16 protein-coding genes are annotated in these 18,167 nt (G+C 63.9%); 5 read left to right on the plus strand and 11 right to left on the minus strand.

Annotated features, from left to right (window positions below; all coding sequences use genetic code 11):
* Positions 1 to 10: 10 nt before the first annotated feature.
* On the minus strand, positions 11 to 1,402 hold the full coding sequence (locus G6N43_RS29675) for a nucleotide sugar dehydrogenase (protein ID WP_244960504.1): 1,392 nt from the start codon (positions 1,400 to 1,402) through the stop codon (positions 11 to 13).
* Positions 1,403 to 1,561: 159 nt separating this feature from the next.
* Positions 1,562 to 3,367, minus strand: coding sequence for a hypothetical protein (locus tag G6N43_RS29680; RefSeq protein WP_244960505.1), 1,806 nt, complete (start codon positions 3,365 to 3,367; stop codon positions 1,562 to 1,564).
* 643 nt (positions 3,368 to 4,010) lie between these two features.
* Between G6N43_RS29680 and G6N43_RS29685 the strand changes: the two genes are divergently transcribed.
* Both G6N43_RS29685 and G6N43_RS29690 read left to right on the plus strand, forming a co-directional pair.
* Complete coding sequence (locus G6N43_RS29685) at positions 4,011 to 5,366, plus strand: tyrosine-protein kinase domain-containing protein (protein WP_083156839.1); 1,356 nt, start codon at positions 4,011 to 4,013, stop codon at positions 5,364 to 5,366.
* 99 nt (positions 5,367 to 5,465) lie between these two features.
* Positions 5,466 to 6,290, plus strand: coding sequence for a glycosyltransferase family 2 protein (locus G6N43_RS29690; RefSeq protein WP_244960525.1), 825 nt, complete (start codon positions 5,466 to 5,468; stop codon positions 6,288 to 6,290).
* A gap of 63 nt (positions 6,291 to 6,353) precedes the next feature.
* On the opposite strand, the gene G6N43_RS29695 is transcribed toward G6N43_RS29690, so the two are convergent.
* The 3 genes from G6N43_RS29695 to G6N43_RS29705 are packed head-to-tail and all read right to left on the minus strand — an operon-like array spanning position 6,354 to position 9,564.
* On the minus strand, positions 6,354 to 7,136 hold the full coding sequence (locus G6N43_RS29695) for a class I SAM-dependent methyltransferase (protein WP_083156841.1): 783 nt from the start codon (positions 7,134 to 7,136) through the stop codon (positions 6,354 to 6,356).
* Between the two features lie 18 nt (positions 7,137 to 7,154).
* Positions 7,155 to 8,069 carry a glycosyltransferase family 2 protein gene (locus G6N43_RS29700; RefSeq protein ID WP_083156842.1) on the minus strand — a complete coding sequence of 305 codons (915 nt, stop codon included), beginning with the start codon at positions 8,067 to 8,069 and terminating at the stop codon, positions 7,155 to 7,157.
* A gap of 31 nt (positions 8,070 to 8,100) precedes the next feature.
* Positions 8,101 to 9,564, minus strand: a complete 1,464-nt coding sequence (locus G6N43_RS29705; protein WP_163658268.1) for a lipopolysaccharide biosynthesis protein — start codon at positions 9,562 to 9,564, stop codon at positions 8,101 to 8,103.
* Positions 9,565 to 9,658: 94 nt separating this feature from the next.
* On the opposite strand from G6N43_RS29705, the gene G6N43_RS29710 reads away from it, so the two are divergent.
* Both G6N43_RS29710 and G6N43_RS29715 read left to right on the plus strand, forming a co-directional pair.
* On the plus strand, positions 9,659 to 10,927 hold the full coding sequence (locus G6N43_RS29710; protein WP_083156844.1) for a hypothetical protein: 1,269 nt from the start codon (positions 9,659 to 9,661) through the stop codon (positions 10,925 to 10,927).
* Between the two features lie 62 nt (positions 10,928 to 10,989).
* Entirely contained in the window at positions 10,990 to 11,955 is a 966-nt protein-coding gene (locus tag G6N43_RS29715; RefSeq protein ID WP_163658270.1) for a glycoside hydrolase family 6 protein, read from the plus strand.
* A gap of 29 nt (positions 11,956 to 11,984) precedes the next feature.
* On the opposite strand, the gene fgd is transcribed toward G6N43_RS29715, so the two are convergent.
* Complete coding sequence (gene fgd / locus G6N43_RS29720) at positions 11,985 to 12,995, minus strand: glucose-6-phosphate dehydrogenase (coenzyme-F420) (RefSeq protein WP_083156846.1); 1,011 nt, start codon at positions 12,993 to 12,995, stop codon at positions 11,985 to 11,987.
* A 46-nt stretch (positions 12,996 to 13,041) separates the two neighbouring features.
* Between fgd and G6N43_RS29725 the strand changes: the two genes are divergently transcribed.
* Positions 13,042 to 13,788 (plus strand): MBL fold metallo-hydrolase, encoded by a 747-nt coding sequence (locus G6N43_RS29725; protein WP_083156847.1) that lies wholly within the window; start codon positions 13,042 to 13,044, stop codon positions 13,786 to 13,788.
* Here the strand turns inward: G6N43_RS29725 and G6N43_RS29730 are convergent.
* The 5 genes from G6N43_RS29730 to G6N43_RS29750 are packed head-to-tail and all read right to left on the minus strand — an operon-like array spanning position 13,770 to position 18,126.
* On the minus strand, positions 13,770 to 14,066 hold the full coding sequence (locus G6N43_RS29730; RefSeq protein WP_110810528.1) for a hypothetical protein: 297 nt from the start codon (positions 14,064 to 14,066) through the stop codon (positions 13,770 to 13,772). The two genes, G6N43_RS29725 and G6N43_RS29730, sit on opposite strands and share 19 nt — an antisense overlap.
* Positions 14,067 to 14,088: 22 nt before the next feature.
* Positions 14,089 to 15,435: an NtaA/DmoA family FMN-dependent monooxygenase gene (locus tag G6N43_RS29735; RefSeq protein ID WP_083156848.1), complete on the minus strand. Its 1,347-nt coding sequence runs from the start codon at positions 15,433 to 15,435 to the stop codon at positions 14,089 to 14,091.
* Positions 15,432 to 16,547, minus strand: a complete 1,116-nt coding sequence (locus tag G6N43_RS29740; protein WP_083156849.1) for an LLM class flavin-dependent oxidoreductase — start codon at positions 16,545 to 16,547, stop codon at positions 15,432 to 15,434. Before G6N43_RS29740 ends, G6N43_RS29735 begins: the two co-directional genes overlap by 4 nt.
* Positions 16,544 to 17,632, minus strand: coding sequence for an LLM class flavin-dependent oxidoreductase (locus G6N43_RS29745; protein ID WP_083156850.1), 1,089 nt, complete (start codon positions 17,630 to 17,632; stop codon positions 16,544 to 16,546). Before G6N43_RS29745 ends, G6N43_RS29740 begins: the two co-directional genes overlap by 4 nt.
* The gene (locus tag G6N43_RS29750; RefSeq protein ID WP_083156851.1) at positions 17,629 to 18,126 is read right to left on the minus strand and encodes a GNAT family N-acetyltransferase; all 498 of its coding nucleotides are present in this window, start codon (positions 18,124 to 18,126) and stop codon (positions 17,629 to 17,631) included. Before G6N43_RS29750 ends, G6N43_RS29745 begins: the two co-directional genes overlap by 4 nt.
* Positions 18,127 to 18,167 lie beyond the last annotated feature (41 nt).

Here is an 18,167-nt window from a genome sequence, read left to right on the forward strand (position 1 = left end):
GCAATAGACCTTACGCGCCGGGGTTGGGCGCACCGAGTTTGAACACGTTGGGTGCGGACACCTTGACAGCGTTCCGGGTGTCGACGATGACGCGCGCAGCCTGCACGAGCTCCACATAATCGAACGTCTGATGATCGGTCGTCACCACGACGCAGTCCGCTGCCGCCACAGTTTCGCGGCTGTAAGGCACCGAATCCATGCGGTGGCCGGTGCCCGAATATTCCGCATCCATATGCGGCACAAAGGGGTCGTGGTAGGTGACGCACGCACCCTTCTTCACCAGAAGCGTGATCACATCCAACGCAGGTGATTCGCGAACATCGTCGACGTTGGCTTTATATGCAACGCCCATCACGAGAATGTTGGCTCCCTTGATCGACTTACCCTGCTCATTGAGTGCGTCGGCGATCTTGTCGACGACGTACCGCGGCATGGCCGCGTTGACGTGGCCGGCCAGTTCGATGAAGCGGGCTTCAAAGCCCACCTCCTTGACCTTCCACGAGAGGTAGAACGGGTCGATCGGAATGCAGTGCCCGCCAAGTCCCGGACCGGGGTAAAAAGGCATGAAGCCAAAGGGTTTCGTCGAGGCAGCGTCGATGACCTCCCAGATGTTGATACCGATTCGGTCACACATCAGGGCCATTTCGTTGACGAGACCGATGTTGATGGCGCGGAACGTGTTTTCCAACAACTTGACCATCTCGGCTGCGCGCGGAGAGCTGACCTGGACGACGCGATCAATGGACGCCCCGTAGAGTTCAGCGGCCAACGCCGAGCAATCGGACGTCAGGCCACCCACGACCTTCGGCACGTTCTTGGTATTCCACTTCACATTGCCCGGGTCGACGCGCTCCGGCGAAAACGCCAGGAAGAAGTCGGATCCCGCCCGCAGGCCGGATTCCTCGAGGATGCTTCGCACAACTTCTTCCGTCGTACCCGGGTAGGTGGTCGACTCGAGGATCACGAGCATGCCTGGGTGCAGATGCTCCTTCACCAACTGTGCGGCAGTAAGCACGTACGTCATATCGGGGTCTCGGGTTTTGCGCAGCGGTGTAGGCACACAGATATTGATCGTGTCGAGGCGACCCGCCGCCCCCAGGTCGGTCACGGCGTGGAGGCGGCCGGCATCGGCCAGCGCCGCAACCGCCGAACTTGGCACGTCTGCGACATAAGAAGTCCCGGCGTTTATCGCATCGCACTTGCGCTTGTCGATGTCGATGCCGACAACGGAGAACCCGGCCTGGCCGAACTCGACCGCCAGAGGTAAGCCGACATATCCGAGGCCGATGACGCCGGTGCGAGCCGTGCGCGTGGAAAGTCGCTGGAACAAAGCCTCAGCGTACGGACTGTCAAAGGCAGCTGCGGGCATAGGACGACTCCCCGAACAGACGGGCAGCCGCACAGCAGATCGCTGCCCCCATTATTTATTTTCAGATAATTCGATCGTGCTGCGGGAAGATCGTATCCGATGGCAAAGTCGGCCACGTGGCAAAGTTTCTAGCCGGCTTTATCGGAGCCCGCCTCGAGTGATCGGTTCGAATACTTGCCCGTTCCGCTGAATTCATTGGGGATACGAATCGCCTGCGCTGTGTGCGCCGACCAGTTTGCGAGTTCGGCGGATTCGGCGCCGACGTAGGTACAGGCCCACCGCCAGGACCGCAACGGCCACGAGAACGGCGCCCCCCGCAACGTAGGCCGCGACCCACGAATGCCACGCGCTGGTGGACGGCGTCGGCACGAAGATGTCGCCCGCTGGTCGGATCGCCACGTTAACCGGGACGCCTTCCGCGCCCGCGGCGAGTACGTCTCCCGTCAGTTCTGACCAGTCGCTGGTCGTCCCGTCGATATAGCTGAACAGCGGGTCTACCAGCGTCCAATCGCCAGTCGTCGTGACAAGGACGACGGAACGGTTACGCGGGGGATCGGCGAAAGCCTGAATGGATCCAAGCCCGTATTCGATGTTCACGTTCAGTTCGGCCGGCAATCCGAAGTTGATGATGGAGCCGTCGCCGCTGACCGGTGGCGTCAGCGATGTTTGCTTGATGGTTTTTGAATTGGCCACGATCAGGGCCCCGGAGTTGGCGTCAGCCGCCGCCTGGATATTCACTACTTGCGGCTTGATTTCGACCTGGGTTTGGCGCGCAATCGCGGTCAGTACGCGGGCGGCGTAGCTGAGCTGATCCGGGCTGCTGCCGTCAAGCGCCACCATGAAGCTTGGGCTGAACTCGGACGGAAAGGCAGCAAACCCTTCGAGCGGAGGACCTCCACGGTGCATGGTGAGGGTCGATCGTGGATCGATCTGGAATGCCATCGACGCCACCAACGGCCCACAGTCTTGATTCGGGGTGTAGGTGAGAGCCAAATCCAGGCTGATCCATTGTCGGTCGACCAACTGGTGCTCCAGGTCGAACGTCGCGTCGAGATGTCCGGATCCGTCGAGCGGGGCTTGATAGACGACGACATTTTGAGAGCGGATTACGACGGCTGCCGCGTCATCTGCGGGCACAGGCGTGTAGTCGGCGAGCAGATGCACGTGCAGCTTGTCGAATCTAGGCCCGAGAGTTGCCCGGTCAAATCCAACGTCCACGGTGGTCGACCTCAGGAAGGTGGTGTTCTTTTCACTCACCTCCAACTGGCTGAACGTCAGCGTATCGCCACTTAGAGCGGTGGCCGCCTCTGCTTGATCGACACGGGCCGTGGGTGCCTGCGCCAGCGGTTGCAACCGATTGACCAGCAACGACACCTGGGTCGACAGTGCGTCGCCTTCACCCGAGACCCGAAGGTAGGCGTTCGGCATCCCGGCGTTTTCGACGGTGAGACCAGGCCGGCCCTTCTCGACCACGACCGCACGATCTAGTCCAAAGGCGGGCGGCGGTACCGTGCCGCGCTGTTGGCTGACGACCGCGATAGGCAGCGGCCGGGGTGCGTAGAGACGCGCCAGTGTGGATACCAACGTCAGCGCCGCCTGCTGTTCGGCTGGGTTGGCGTCGGTCGGGGTGTAGATGGTCACCCTCTCGAGCACCGGGGGGAAGAAGTTGGCGATCGTGGTCACGGGAAGCTGTGTTCCGGCATACACGGTTGCCAGATCACTGAGTGTCAATCGCTGGGCTGGGCCACACACTCGGTCACCGGAGTCGCTTGCGTGAACTGTGAACGACAGGCGCACTGAAGAAGGTCGAATACGAGCCGCCGATATGTCGACGTCGAATGGAGTCCTTACCAGGCCGGGGGCCGCGGGAGGCAGATCGACCGCAGCTAGAAACTTGCCGTCGCCGTCGTCGATCTCGAGGTAGCCGGCAGCGATATTCGACGGCGTGTGGATCATCCCCTGCAACCGCGTTGCGCTCAGCCCGGCGGGCAGTGGCACGGTGTAACTGGCGGTGCTGTCGCCGTATAGCTCAATGGTGGATGGCAGGCCGAGGGCGGGCCAAGGCAACGTGACGCCTCCCTCGTTCGGCGCGGGGGCAATGGGCGCCTGATCGCCGGCGTCGCCGACGTCGCCGGGCTGCGCATACGCGGAGCCGATGACCGGTCCAGCGAATGTTGCTGGCGCAACGAGCACCATCACCAAGGCGAGCGTCCACGCCGCAACGCTGCGACCCTTCACAGTCCCCCGATTCCGTCGGCCGGAATTGAAGCTCCCTCAATCCGGTATTGCTGCGGGACCGGGAACGAGACTGAACCGATAGAGCGCAAGCTGTTCCACTTTCGAGTCGTTCGAGGTTTCGTTTCCCTCACAGCCATCAGGGACTGCCCAAGGTCGGATTGTAGCTGTTTGCCCAATCGCGAGTTACGTGCGAAACGCCCGTCTTATCGAACTGTTTGACAGTCGGCGCGGGCTTCACTCCGGACCCCGGAGTGGTTGCCTGCGACGAGTACGCGCCGATCGGCGGGCCTGCGCTCGTGTCACCTCGTCACTCTCCGGGTTTCACCACGCTATTGTCACTCAAGGAGCAGGCCACCGCTAACATGCGGGCCTCGTTACGTGGTGCCGACAAGTCTGGTGGGATATGGACCTTCGCAGCTATTGCCGACTGCTGGTGCGGCGCTGGCGGATACTCCTCCTCGTCTGCCTCGTGGTCGGCGCAGGACTCGTGGGGGCGGGATTCCTCATTCCGACGACCTACACGGCGCACGCGCGAATGGTGTTTGTGCCCAAACTGTCCCCCTATGCGAGCCTGCCGGCCCGCCAAGTCGCTGAGACATATCTCGCGGATCGTATGACCACCTACGCGCAGGTCGTGACCACCAACCAGGTCCTGCAGCCGGTCATAGACTCGCTCGATCTGGGCGTCACGGTGCCTGAACTGATCGAACAGATCGAAGTCACCATTCCCAGCAACACGTTGGTGATCGACCTGGCGGTGAAGGCGCCGACGGCTGCCGACGCCGCCTCCATCGCCAACCGCATCACCAACGAGATGTCTTGGGCTATCGCTGACCTCGAAGGCGCCCCTTCGGTCGCCGAATCGCCGGTCCAAGTCGCCGTGCTACAACCAGCCGACATACCCGCACACCGATCGTCACCCAACATGCTGTTGAACCTTGCCGTCGCGGTTGGGGTGGCGCTGATCGCCGGGGTATTCGCTGCGGTGCTCGCAGACAACTTCGATACCCGGATACGAAGGCGCAGTGACGTCACCGCCTCGGGCGTGCCGTATCTCGGGGGGGTTCCGACGGCGCGGAACGTCAAAGCTCGGGGCCTGCTGCCGTTCACCGAGCAACCACCCGAACTGCGGGCGATACTTCATCGAATCGCCTTCGACGTGCTGTGCTCGGTCGAAGACTCGCCGAACCTGATCTTCACCTCGCCCCGGACGGGTGCAGGCAAGACACTGCTGGCGGCCAATGTCGCCGGTGCGCTCGCCGCAGCCGGGAAGCGGGTGGCTTTCATCGACGCCGATGTCCGCAAAACCCGTCTGTCTGCCCTGGTCGGCATGACGCAGACGCGGGGAGTCGCTGACTTTGCTGTCGCCCGGATGAGACTCGACCAGTCACTTCTCCAGGACAACTGGGGCGGTTTCACCGTCATCCCCTGCGGCGGAAACGGCATCGACGTGGGGGAGATCCTCGCGGGCGGGGAGTTTGCCGAGTTGGTGAGATATCTTGCCGACCATTTCGATGTGGTCATCGTCGACGCCCCGCCGATCGCGAGCTTCGGCGACGCCGCGCGCTTCACTAAACACATCTCCAACGTCGTCATCGTCGCAGCGGCGGGAAGTACCCCACGCGCGGAGTTGCTACGGGTCACCGGCTCATTGCGACGCGCGCGAGCCAATGTCCTGGGCGTGGTGTTGTCAGAAGCTCGCGCGGACGAGGAGCCGGCGCCGGCCGACGAGAACGGCGAGGAGACATCCGATCGATAACCAGTCGCTGACGCGTATCTAACGCTTCGTCGTGATGTGGTCCGGCGGCCGTTCGGGAAGGCAGATGAAAGACATATGACCGTCCTTATCGTCACGCCGATGCACAATGAGGCCGACAACGTGCCGGGTCTCATAGCTTCGCTTCGCGCGCAACACTTCCGCGACTTCGATTGGGTGGTGGTCGACGACGGCAGCACCGATGGAACCGTCGCGCGTCTCGCCGAGCTCGACACAGAGAACCAGGTCACCGTCCTTTCGAAGACCAACGATGGCGGACTGATCGGCGGGTCGGCCTTCAGCTCATGGCGTTTCGGCGTTACGCATACGCTTCCGCGGAAGCCCTATTCGCATGTGATGAAGCTGGACGCCGACGTGCGCCTGGCTCCCGACTACCTCGAACGGGTTGTGCGACTTGCGCGCGACGGCGTCGGCATCGCAGGCGGCATCACGGTGTCAAAGGGCATGACCGAGCAGAAATTCCACGTCCTCGGCGCCGTCAAGCTGTATACGACGGAGGCGTACCAACTGACCGAGTCGATACCGACGGCAATTGGATTCGATGTGCTGGACGAGGTCGCGGCGAGCGTCGCGGGGCTTGAAACGCGCGTGGACACCGACGCTCATTTCGAGTTGGCACGCCTTACCGGTGCGAGCGAAGGCATCATCCACGGGCGATACCGCAACGGGCGCGGGTGCCGGTGGACCGGCTACTGGTTCCCCTACTTCCTCCTACACTGCGCGCGCTACCTCGTTCGGCGCCCGTACGTGATCGGTTCGTTCGCAATGCTGTGGGGCTACCTCTCCGCGGGTCGCGGCCCTCACGCACCGGAGCTGAAGAAGGCCCACGCTCGCATGCAGCGCGCGAAGCTCGCACGGGCGATCCGCAACCCGGCACGCTTCTGGCGCGAGGCTTACAAGATTTGAGCAGTGGGTACCGTCGTCGGCAAAAATAGTTGGGGTGGAACCACTTTCGCAGGACTGACGCGCTCAATCAAGACTTTTGTGCACGAATACCTGAGACCTGTACACGTGTAAACTCTCGATTCCGTTCTCGGTTGTCGATAGTGCGACAGCGTCGATGAGCTGCTTGATGACCCCCGCCATGCCATAGTCGTGGCTCGGGAACCGAGTCTTGATCGTCATGCCACCTAGTCGCATGTAAAGACTTTCGAGCTTTGGCCGCAGCTTTTCGGGAACCGCTGCCGAGATCGGGCGCGCTGCCCTGCGAATCGAACGCCTCATGCGCTCGCGTAGACCTATTTCGGTCTTCCGACCACGCGGCTCATCGTCGCGAAAATCGCCAATCGCGTCGCGAGACCCTCTGTAACTGTGGCCATCTTCCCAGTCGCTCCGGTATGCGCAGCCCCAGTCGTCAATGACATATATTCCGCCGGGTTTGAGATGATGACGAAACAGGTGCCAGAACGAGTCTCGGGTGTATTCTCCTAGATGTGAAGCGTCATCGATGACGATGTCGAAGCCATCAGGGGCAACGTCAGCCGCGAGACGATCAAGGACCGTCGGGTCCTGTTGGAAGCCCTGATAGATATGGATTCGACCCGAATCATCCTGAATCTCTATGGGGTTCAAGTCCAAGCCGACGATCTGTCCACTCGGGAACAGGTCGCGCCAGAGGTACATGGAACCACCTCGCTGCACGCCAAGTTCAAGTAACGCAATCTCTTTGGTGAACAGATGGCCGAACTCACGCGTGTAACGGGCCAAGTACTCCTCAGATTTATCGGTGTCGTACGAACTCAGATCTATCACCGTCGCGGTCCCTTCGAGCTAGCGACTGCCGTCCGGACCGCTCGCGCGTGGATATTCCTCAATCCGGAGGTTGAAGAGCGCCGCAAATTGCCCGTATGCATAAAACAAATTGAAGAAAGGCCTCGCCTGGAGGCCGCGGCGTGTTACCAGCCCGATGCCGAGGAAGATGATCCCATATCCAGCACTTCGGACCCCCCTTCCCAGTCCTGCCAACAACGAGTCATGGTGCTTCCTTCGCACCAGCGTGTCAATGACACCGGTACGGATCGCACGGCGGCGCACCCAACGCAATGACAGCCGTTCCGCCGGAACGTCTTCGTAGACCACGGCTTCTGCGCAGAACAGTACGGCAGCGCCCGACTTTCGGATTCCACGGAAAAAGTCAGAGTCCTCACCTCCCAGCGCCGAAAACGAAGAATCGAATAGGGGCGCGCCGGCACGAAGCCACGTATCACGAAGCAGCAAGGTGTTGTTCGTGGGTGCCGTGTGGAGACGATGACCGCTTGGATGGATTCGGCGCTGATAGAACCCACCACGCACAACCCACTCCGGTGCAGGTTCGGGGAACACGCTGATGACCGCACCTACTACGACGTCAGCCTGCGTCTGTGCCGCATAGGCCGTCAGGGCTGTCAGCCAATCCGGGGATACCCGCTCGTCGTCATCGACGAAGATGATCCCCCGGTACTGATCGCTGAAGTGAGCAAGTGCGCGGTTACGAGCAGCCGCGACACCAGTCTCGGGCTCGATCACGTACGTGGGGCGAAGCGAATGGTTGACGGCGACCGAGCGCGCAGATCCTTCAGCATCGTTGTCGACGACCAGGATGTCGACGCTCGTCGAGGAGACCGCCGCTTCCATGCTGTCGAGCAATCGCTGCAAACCGGTTGGGCGTCGGTACGTCGCAACCGCGATCAGATAACGATCGGCCATCTCGACATGATCTCCTACAGCCGTACTCCCCTCATCCACTTATCGTTCCGCGCCGCACACTGCGGAGAAGCGCCAACAGAACGCCGACGTCGCGGCGGTAACCCCGAAGTGCCATCGCGGCCACGCAGACAACGCAAAACGCGACCGCACCGATCAGCAGCGCAGCGAAGTCCGGCAACGTGTTCGCGAGGTGGCCCGCACCCCACGCTGCAGCAGCTGCGGCTGTGAACAAGACAGCAGGTCGCAACCCCGGCAGCAGAACCCGGCCCACTGGAACATCAGCTCGCGGAAGCGCGAAGCACACGGCGGAGATGAAGAGCAGGGCTTGGCCGGCCGTGGCAGCCAGCGCCACCCACAGTGGCCCCTTGGCGGCGGCGGCGATGATCAGTGCGATCATGACGACCCGAGCTCCAAGCTCGGTGACTAAAAGCAGGCGCGTCTTGCCCTGCGAGAGCAGCACCCAATACGTGATGTTTCCAACCGCGTGTAGGGCTCCCGCCAGGCAGAGGACGCGAAGCAGCGGGACTGTCGGCTGCCAGCCATCGCCGAGAACCACCGGGACCAGCCAGTCAGCGGTGCCCGCCGCGAATGCCAGCAGCGACAGCAGCAGCGTGGTCACAGCCAACTGAGTCTTCCTCAACGCGTCGAGATATGACGCTGGGTCGCCGCGGCGTCTCGCGAGATAGGGAAGGACGACGCGGGTGAGCGGGGCCGCCACCTGTTGGGCCGGTATACGGGCAATCTGAAACGCCCGGTTGTAGAACCCAAGTGTGGTGGCGCCCCAGATTCGGCCGATGACGACTTGGTCGATATTGCTCGACACGTAGTTGACCACCTGCGTGAGAAAGGTGTTCGTGCCGAAGACCAACAACGATCGCATGGCTGTACCGCGGTGGTACCACCCCGGCCACCAGCGTGCCCGCGCGACGATGACCGTATTCGTAACGACCGCCGCGATCACCTGCATAGCCACCAGCGCCCAGTACGACCACCCGACGAGCGCCCCGACCAGCGCCACGGCGAATCCGGCCGTCTGCCCGAGAAGCTCTGCAGCAGCCAGCACGCCGAAACGCAGCTCACGGTTGAGTTCGGTACGAAATTGCACCGCGAACCCGTTGACCAGGAACACTGAGGCCAAGGCGACGGTGACGGGCAGCACGCGCGGATCGTGGTAGAACACAGCCAGCGGTCCGGCCGCTCCACATACCAGACCGGCCACGATGAGGCCTATCCCGCTGTTGAACCAGAACAGGTTGGTGCGCTGGTGTGCGTCGAGGTCCGCGGCCTGGAGTGCAGCCAGCGAGAGCCCGAAGTCGCCGATCACCCACGCGATGCCCACCACACCAGTGACCATCGCGACAAGTCCGAAGTCGGCCGGGCTGAGCAGCCGCGAGAACACAACGAGTGCGAGCAGCTGAAGCGCATAACGACCCCATTGACCGCTCAGGGCAAGGAGCGCGTTGCCGCTGGCGGAGCGCCCGTCTCCGGTTGGCACCCGTTCCCCACTCCTCCGGCCGGTAACATCCACAACCTACCTGCGTGTTGCGTTTTCGGCGGCAGGACAGGGCAGCGCGACCGAGAGGGGGCCGATGGAACAGCGAAGTCGGCTGTTCATCACCCGCGATGCCGCAGCCGGGTTGCTGATCGTCCTGATGTGGTGTCGGTCTGTCGGATCGCAGATCGTGTTGTCACTGACAGCGAAGAAGGTGTTCGTCCCGATCGGCAACGATTCGATCTGGACCCCCGCCGCTAACGTGACCTCCAAGCTGTTCTTCCTACTGGCGGTGGCCACCTGCCTCGGAATCATCCTGTTTCGAATCAACGACGTCACTCGCCCGGGCCTGTGGCGCATCGCTGTGGTGCTGGCGCCGTGGCTATGGATCCTGACGCGTGACCTGTATTCCGGCGCACCAACCCCCGACAGCGCCCTCTACGTGTTGGTCGTGTTGGCGCTGGCCGCGTTGCAGCCAAGCCATCGTGTGCTCAAAGCACTGGGTGCGCTGGTGGTGCTGACGGCGATCATCGCGATTGCGTTTGGTGTCTTGATGCCCGACGCCGGTATCGTGCATGAAGCAGATGGGACGGTGAGCCAGCGCTCCGACAAGGCGGTATTCCCGTCGCTGGGCCTGCTACAGGGAATGTTCACATCGGAGAACAGACTGGGCCTGTATCTCGCGATCGGGGCTGCAGCGGTGGCTACGCTGCCGCGGTGGTGGGTGCGGCTGCCAGGCCTGGGGATCGTCGTGTTCGCGATTGTTTGGTCCTCGAGTCGCAGTTCATTGCTCGCGATCGGGTGCATGCTGGCAGTAGGGATTGTGGTTTGGAGCCTCGTGGATCTGGGCTGGCGCCATTCGGCGTCCGCTGTGGCACGTATAGCAACCACTGCGGCAATCGTCACGATGTGTGCGCTGCCGTTAATGGGATGGGAGGACGAGGCGTTCACCGATCGCGCTCTCATTTGGAGGGGCTCCCTGACAGAGTGGTCGTCACGGGCGTTTATGTTCGGTCTTGGCCATGACTGGTACGAGCGAATCGCGGGGAGCGACACATCCCCTTTGAGTGCCGCCGCCTACCAAGGTCATAATCAGTTTGTGCAATTCCTTGCCACTGGTGGGGTGATGCTCGCGTTGTTTGCTCTTGGATCGCTTCTCGTACAGACGTACGCCACTACGATGCCCACGAGCCGCTGCCTGGCGATTGCTGCGATGTTGGTCACAGGTATCGGCGTCAGCGGTTCCCTTGAGGTACCGCTGGGTTTCGTCGACCGGTCGACGTTCTGGACCGTCACGATCGTTCCCCTCATGGTGATGTTCTTCGCACAACCTCGCGACACACACCAAGAAAGCGGCGCGCGGTGAGCGGCGAGGCAGTAGGTCCAGTTCCGCCGCGGCAACCGCGGTCGAAGCGACGGAAGAGACGAGTGATCGTCGCGGTCGCAATAGCGGCGGTCGTCGGCATTGTGCTTGCTTCGGTCGTAGCGATCGCCGCTGCGCGGCGAGCGCCGCATACCGCCGAGTCCGAGACGTTGGCGGGCAGCACACCCGTCGATACCCCGTTGTATATCGATCCCCACCAGCTGGCGATCGCAGCAGCACGGGAGGACCCGCGTTTCGCTCCGATCGCCGAGACGCCGCAAGCGAAATGGTTCACCGATTGGTCGACCACCGAGACAGCCCGGGATGATGTGCAGGAGTATGTCGACGGCGCCGCAGCCGCGAATGCGGTCCCGACGTTGGTGCTCTACCGGATCCCGCAGCGCGATTGTGGCGGATGGTCCGCCGGGGGTGCGCGCGATGAGCAGGAGTACAAGGATTGGGTGGACGGCATCGCCGCGGGTTTGCGAGGACATGACGACGCAATCGTCATCCTGGAACCCGATGCACTTCCGCAGCTTGGCAGGTGTGAGCAGGGTGACCGTCTGAGCATGCTGCGATACGCGGTCGACGCCCTTGCAACCACGGGTGCGCGGGTGTACATCGATGCGGGCAACGAAACCTGGCTGGCCCCAGCGGAAATCGCGGACCGCTTGCACATGGTGGGTGTCGAAAAGGTTGCTGGTTTCAGCCTCAACGTCGCTGCCCACTACACAACCGAGGGCGAGGTCCGGTATGCGCAGCGAATACGGTTTGAACTCAGCAAGCTCGGCATCAACGACTCGCACTTCATAATCGACGTCGGGCGAAACGGCGCGGGGCCGCAACCGAACAACTGCAACCCGCCGGGGGCTCGGCTGGGACCAGCGCCGCGGCTATATGAAGGTGGCGAGCTCGATGGTCTTCTGTGGATCATCAATCCGGGAGAGACCGACGGAGCATGCCGAGGTGGCCCGGCTCGCGGGTTCTGGCCCCCTACCGCGCTCGACCTGCTCGGACTCGGAGAGCGCTAACGCCACCCTGTTTCAATGCCCGCGGTCGGTTAGCCCAGCTTCCGCAGCCGAGGCTCCAAATCCTTGGCGAACAGTTCGAGGAAACGGCGCTGATCGTGGCGGGGGTCATGGAACACCAGGTGATTGAGACCCCACTTGACGTACTGCCCGACCATCTCGACCGCTTCGTCGGGATCCGATGAGACGATCCAGCGCTTGGCGACCTGCTCGATGGGCAGTGCATCGGCGGCCTTCTCCATTTCGATGGGGTCGTTGATGCTGTGCTTCTGCTCGGCGGTCAGCGAGAGCGGGGCCCAGAAGCGCGTGTTCTCCAGCGCCAGTTTCGGGTCGGGATCGTAGGAGATCTTGATCTCGATCATCCGGTCGATGCTGTCCGGATCGCGGTCGGCCGCCTGCGCCCCCTCGATGACCGCAGGGATCAGCTTGTCCTTGTACAGCTCCTCGCCCTTGCCGGACGTACAGATGAACCCGTCGCCCGCACGACCCGCGTACTTCGCGACCTGTGGACCGCCGGCGGCGATGTAGATCGGGATGCCGCCCTCGGGAACGTCGTAGATGGAGGCGCCCTTGGTGTTGTAGTACTCCCCCTCGAAGTCGACGCGGTCACCGAGCCACAATTCGCGCATCAGCCTGATGGATTCGCGCAGGCGCGCGTAGCGCTCCTTGAACTCGGGCCAGTCGCCCTCGTGTCCGGTCGCGATCTCGTTGAGCGCCTCACCGGTCCCGACCCCGAGGAAGATGCGGTTGGGGTACAGGCAGCCCATGGTGGCGAAGGCCTGGGCAATGACCGCAGGGTTGTAGCGGAACGTCGGCGTCAACACCGACGTGCCGAGGAACAGGCGCTCGGTGCGCTCACCGACCGCGGTCATCCAGGCGAGCGAGAACGGCGCGTGACCCCCCTCGTGGCGCCACGGCTGGAAGTGGTCGCTGACGGTTGCGCTGTCCATGCCGTGCGCTTCGGCGGCGACACCGAGTTCGACGAGTTCGCGCGGGTCGAATTGCTCGGCCGACGCCTTATATCCGAGTTTGAGTTCAGGCACGTTTTCATTTCTACCCTGATCTACCCCGATGCTTACACTCGGCGATATGGCAGTAGCCCTAGAGGCGGTCACCGACAGCGTCCACTTCGCGTACACCGACCTCGTCAACTGGACCCTGGTCACCGACGGCGGCGGGGTCATGCTGATCGACACGGGATTCCCCGGCAACCGCGACGACGTGCTCACGTCGCTGACGCAGCTGGGCTTCGGTATCGACGACCTCCGCGCGATCCTGTTGACCCATGCCCACATCGACCATTTCGGCTCGGCGATCTGGTTCGCGAAAACCCATGGCACACCGGTGTATTGCCATGCGGCGGAGGTCGGCCACTCCAAGCGGGAGTACCTGGAGCAGGCCTCGCCGGTCGACATCGCCAAACACATCTGGCAGCCGCGCTACCTCACATGGTCCGTGGCGATCAGCCGGAAGGGCGCGTTGACCCGCGAGGGCATCCCGACCACGCAGGCACTGACCGAGGACGTCGCCGCCCGCCTGCCCGGCGCGCCGAAGGCGATCCCCACTCCCGGGCATACCGGTGGCCACTGCTCGTTCGTGGTGGACGGTGTGCTGGTCGCGGGCGACGCCCTGGTCACCGGCCACCCGTTGGCGCCCCGCAGCGGGCCGCAGCTGCTGCCGAAGTTGTTCAACCACGACGAGGCCGGCTGTGTCCGCAGTCTGGCCGCGCTGGGGCTGCTGGACACCGAAGTGCTGCTGCCGGGGCACGGCCGGGTGTGGCGGGGGTCGATTCGAGAGGCGGCTGAGCAGGCTCAGGCTCAAGCAAGGGTGTTGTAGCCGAGCAGGAACAATGCGGTCAGGCACAGGCCGCAGGCCACCACGACGGTGGGCATCAGGATCATGCTGTCGAGTTCGTCGTCGTCGAGCACATCGCCCTCGAACCGGCCGAACAGCACCTTCGCGATACCTGTCCTGCGGAACGCGTGCACCATCACGCGCACCGGCTTGGTGTCGCGCCTGCGGCCGAAGAACACGCGCGACGCCATGCCGATGATCGCGATCAGCGCAGCGGAAGCCAGGAGCAACCACCCGACCGCCGTCTGAGACAAGGACATCTCCACCCCCGCGGGGGCCAGCCTATAGGCCGAGATGATCGCGCAGCGTATGCCCTGAGTATTCGGTGCGGAACGTGCCACGCTCCTGGAGCAACGGCACCACGGTCTCGACGAACTCGTCCAGGCCGCGCGGAGTCAGGTGCGGCACCAAGATGAATCCGTCACAGGCATCCGACTGCACGTGCAGATCGATCTCCTCGGCGACCTGCGCGGGCGTACCGACGAACTGCTGCCGGCTCGTGACGGCGATGACCAATTCGCGGATGGACAGGTTGTCTGCCTCGGCGCGCGCACGCCACGCCGCGGCCACGGCCTTGGGATCACCGTGGCGCACCCGGCCCTGGCTGATGGTCGGATCGTCGGCGGGTTCGACCTCTGGCAGCGGTCCATCGGGGTCGTATGCGGACAGGTCACGCTGCCACACCTGTTCGAGCATCAGGATCGCCGTTTGGGGACTCACCTGCTGGCGCCGGATCTCGCGGGCCTTCTCCGCCGCCTCCTCGGCGGTGTCGCCGAGGACGAACGTCGCCGCCGGAAACACCTTGAGCCGGTCGGGGTCTCGCCCGTACGACGCGGCGCGGCCCTTGACATCGGCGTAGTAGGCCTGACCGGCCTCCAACGTCGAGTGCATCGTGAACGCCGCGTCGGCGTACTTGGCCAAGAATGCCCGGCCGTCGTCGGAGTCACCGGCCTGCAGCAGGACGGGATGTCCCTGCGGTGCGGGCGGCAGGGTGCCGGCGCCGCGCACGTCGAACTGTGGGCCGCGATGCTCGACGACGCGAATACGGTTGGGGTCGACGTAGATTCCGCTCGCCCGATCCGCGATGACGGCGTCGGATGACCAGCTGTCCCAGAACTCACGCGCGACGGTGACGAACTCCTCGGCGCGCTTGTACCGGTCCGAGTGGTCGAGGAACCCACCCCTGCGGAAGTTCTCACCGGTGAACGCGTCCGACGACGTGACCATGTTCCAGCCGGCCCGGCCGTCGGACAGGTGATCCAGTGACGCGAATTGCCTTGCCACCTCGAATGGTTCGTTGAAGGTGGTGTTGATGGTCCCGGTCAGGCCCAGTCGCTCGGTGACCGCCGCGAGCGCGGCGAGCACCGTGAAGGTGTCGGGCCGTCCGACGACGTCGAGGTCGTGGATCAGCCCGCGATGTTCCCGCAGCCGCAGCCCCTCGGCGAGGAAGAAGAAGTCGAACAACCCTCGCTCGGCGGTCTGGGCCAGGTGTACGAACGAGTCGAATTCGATCTGGCTGCCCGATTCGGGGCTCGACCAGACCGTGGTGTTGTTGACGCCGGGAAAGTGCGCGGCCAGGTGGATCTGCTTGCGCTCCTTGCCCTCTCTACGCTTCACGGCTGATGTCATAGTCCCCACCTCTTGGCCAGCAGCTCGTGGGAGCGCAGCCGGTCGGAATGGTCGTGCGTCACTGAGGTGATTACGAGCTCGTCGGCCTCGGTGACGCGTTGCAGGGTCTCGAGTTTCGCGGCGACCTCGTCGGGATCACCCACGAATTGTGTTGCGGTGCGGTCCTTCACGACCTCGAGTTGGTCGTCGGAGAGTGGTTCGACGGCGTCGGGGTCCGGATACGGGATGGCGCCGTCGCCCGCGCGGATCGAGTACACCCAGTGCCCGTAGCTGGATGCCAGATGGCGCGCGGTCTCGGTGTCGTCGGCGACGACGACGTCGGCGGACACCACCACGTAGGGCTCCGACAGAGCGTCCGACGGCTGAAATGCCGCGCGGTACGCGTCGACGGCGTCCAGCGCCGTGGCCGGCGTGATGTGGTAACTCGCGACGAACGGGAGTCCGCGGGCGCCTGCGACCTGCGCGCTCTGTCCCTTGCTGCTGCCGAAGACCCACGGCGTCAGCTTCGCCCCTTCGCCGGGGGTGGCGTGTGCGTCGACGTCTCCGACGCGGTAGCTGCCGTCGATCATCGCCAGGATGTCGCCGACCTGTTCGGCGAAGTCCGGTGCGACGGCCTCGGGCTGTTGCAGGACCGACATCCTCGCGCGCAGCCGCGGATTGCGCATGAGCGCGCTGATGTCAAACGGCGGGGGTACCACGACACCGCCGACATCATGCCATTCCTGTGGCGGTTCGGGCTTCGGCTTCGATTTCGCCGCCTTGAGGGCCTCCCTGCGCCGCTGTCCCGATCGCCCGACGCCGAGGTCGATGCGACCCGGGTGGAACGCGTCGAGGATGCCGAAGCTCTCGGCAACGGCGATGGCGGTGGTCTGGCCGAGTTGGACCGCGGCGGCGCCCACTCGAATGGTGTTGGTGGCAGCGGCGATCTGGCCGATGAGAACCGCGGGTTGTGCGGATGCGACCGCCACGAAGTGGTGCTCGGCGACCCAGTACCGCTTGTAGCCCCATTGTTCGGCGTGCTGAGCGAGGTCGACGGTGTTGCGCAACGCCGTTGCGGCATCGCTGCCTTCGCTGATCGGCGCCAGGTCGAGTATCGACAGCGGGACGCTCATGACTGCCCCACCTTCGTGTAGCGGTTCTCGGCGATCGGGAGACCGAGGCGCTCGCGCAGCGTTTCGCCGTCGCGGTAGGCCGTACGGAACTGCGCCTCGCGCTGCAGGATCGGCACCACCTCGTCGACGATGACGGGCAGGTCGATGGCGTTGACCGAGGGGCGCAACCGGATGCCGTCGATGCCGAAGTGCCGCCACCCGGTGATCAGTTTCACGAGTTCGTCGGGGGTGCCGTCAAAGACCAGCGCATCCGAGCGCGGGTCGGTGACTCCGGAGAACGAGACGAACACGTCGGCGTACACCTTGAGTTCGGTGCCGCCCACCTGCTTCACCTCATCGAGGATCGTGCGCAGCGAGTCGTCGTCTTTAGGTGTGATGAACACCAGATCGGCGCTGCGCGCAGCGAATTCGTAGGCGGGTCGCACGTGTGCAAGTGCGGCGACGACGGGTTGGCCCTGCGGCGGGCGCGGGGTGATCGACGGACCCTTGACCGAGAAGTATTTGCCGACGAAGTCGATGTAGTGCAGCTTGTCGCGGTCGATGAACCGCCCGGTGGCGACGTCGCGGATGACGGCGTCGTCCTCCCAGCTGTCCCACAGCCGCCGGGCGACCTCCACGACATCGGATGCCTCGTCGAACAGGTCGATCGTGCCGACATCGCGTCGCCCGAACAGCTCGGATTCGTGCTGAGAGCCGCTGACCCTGACCTGCCAGCCCGCTCGTCCGTGCGAGACGAAGTCAAGGGTGGCAATCGCTTTGGACACGTGGAACGGTTCGGTGTGGGTCACGGTGGCGACCGGTAGGAGCCCGATGTGGCGGGTTACCGGCGCCACCCGGGACGCGGTGAGGACGGCGTCGAGTCGTCCTGCCTGCCACCGTGGTTCGATCTCGGGGCGCCGGCGCCGTTGCGGGCTGAGCGCGTCGTCGAAGGTGACGAAGTCCAGTAGGCCGCGCTCGGCGGTCGTGGCCAGATCCGACCAGTAACGGCCGCTGGTGATCGGCTCACCGTCGGGGGTGTGGCGCCAGGCCTCCGGATGCCAGCCGTAGCCGTCCAGCGCGACGCCAAGGTGCAGTTGTTCGGTCATGACAGTTTCTTCTCGAAGGCGATCGGATAGCCGTCCACCGCGGCGGGCAGAGGGCCGTCGAGCCGCGTGTATCCCGCCGACAGGTAGAGCGCCTCGGCTTCGGGCTGACGATCCCCTGTCGTCAGGTAGACGCGGCGATAACCCCGCGCCGCGATCTCGCGTTCGAGCTCAGCCAGGATGGCCTTGGCGTAGCCGCGCTGCCGATACCGGCTGTCGGTCCACACGCGCTTGAGCTCGGCCCTGGTGTCGTCGAATCGCCGGAACGCACCGCCGGTCACGGGAACGCCGTCGAGAAGCCCGACCAGCAGGGCGCCGTCCGGCGGTGTGAAGTCCTCGGCGGGGTACTCCTCCAGCAGCCATTTCATGACCCGCTCCTCGGTGCTGTCGTACCGGGTGGCGTACTCGAAGGCAAGTTCGGCCAGCAGCGGTGCGGCCAGCGGGTCGTGCTGGGTCACCGCCACGAAGTGGAGCTTGTCGAGTGCCGGCATGGTCATCACTTAACTGTCTAACGCACCAAGCTTGCATGCATTCCGGA

The sequence above is a fragment of the Mycolicibacterium moriokaense genome (assembly GCF_010726085.1).
Lineage (GTDB): Bacteria > Actinomycetota > Actinomycetes > Mycobacteriales > Mycobacteriaceae > Mycobacterium > Mycobacterium moriokaense.

Excerpts from the sequence above, each read along its gene's own strand:
- G6N43_RS29690 (WP_244960525.1), top strand. The coding sequence starts at position 5,466 with ATGCACAATGAGGCCGACAACGTGCCGGGTCTCATAGCTTCGCTTCGC.
- G6N43_RS29725 (WP_083156847.1), top strand. The coding sequence starts at position 13,042 with ATGGCAGTAGCCCTAGAGGCGGTCACCGACAGCGTCCACTTCGCGTAC.
- G6N43_RS29730 (WP_110810528.1), bottom strand. The coding sequence starts at position 14,066 with ATGTCCTTGTCTCAGACGGCGGTCGGGTGGTTGCTCCTGGCTTCCGCT.
- G6N43_RS29740 (WP_083156849.1), bottom strand. The coding sequence starts at position 16,547 with ATGAGCGTCCCGCTGTCGATACTCGACCTGGCGCCGATCAGCGAAGGC.
- G6N43_RS29685 (WP_083156839.1), top strand. The coding sequence starts at position 4,011 with ATGGACCTTCGCAGCTATTGCCGACTGCTGGTGCGGCGCTGGCGGATA.
- G6N43_RS29750 (WP_083156851.1), bottom strand. The coding sequence starts at position 18,126 with ATGACCATGCCGGCACTCGACAAGCTCCACTTCGTGGCGGTGACCCAG.
- G6N43_RS29710 (WP_083156844.1), top strand. The coding sequence starts at position 9,659 with ATGGAACAGCGAAGTCGGCTGTTCATCACCCGCGATGCCGCAGCCGGG.
- G6N43_RS29745 (WP_083156850.1), bottom strand. The coding sequence starts at position 17,632 with ATGACCGAACAACTGCACCTTGGCGTCGCGCTGGACGGCTACGGCTGG.
- G6N43_RS29700 (WP_083156842.1), bottom strand. The coding sequence starts at position 8,069 with ATGGCCGATCGTTATCTGATCGCGGTTGCGACGTACCGACGCCCAACC.
- G6N43_RS29735 (WP_083156848.1), bottom strand. The coding sequence starts at position 15,435 with ATGACATCAGCCGTGAAGCGTAGAGAGGGCAAGGAGCGCAAGCAGATC.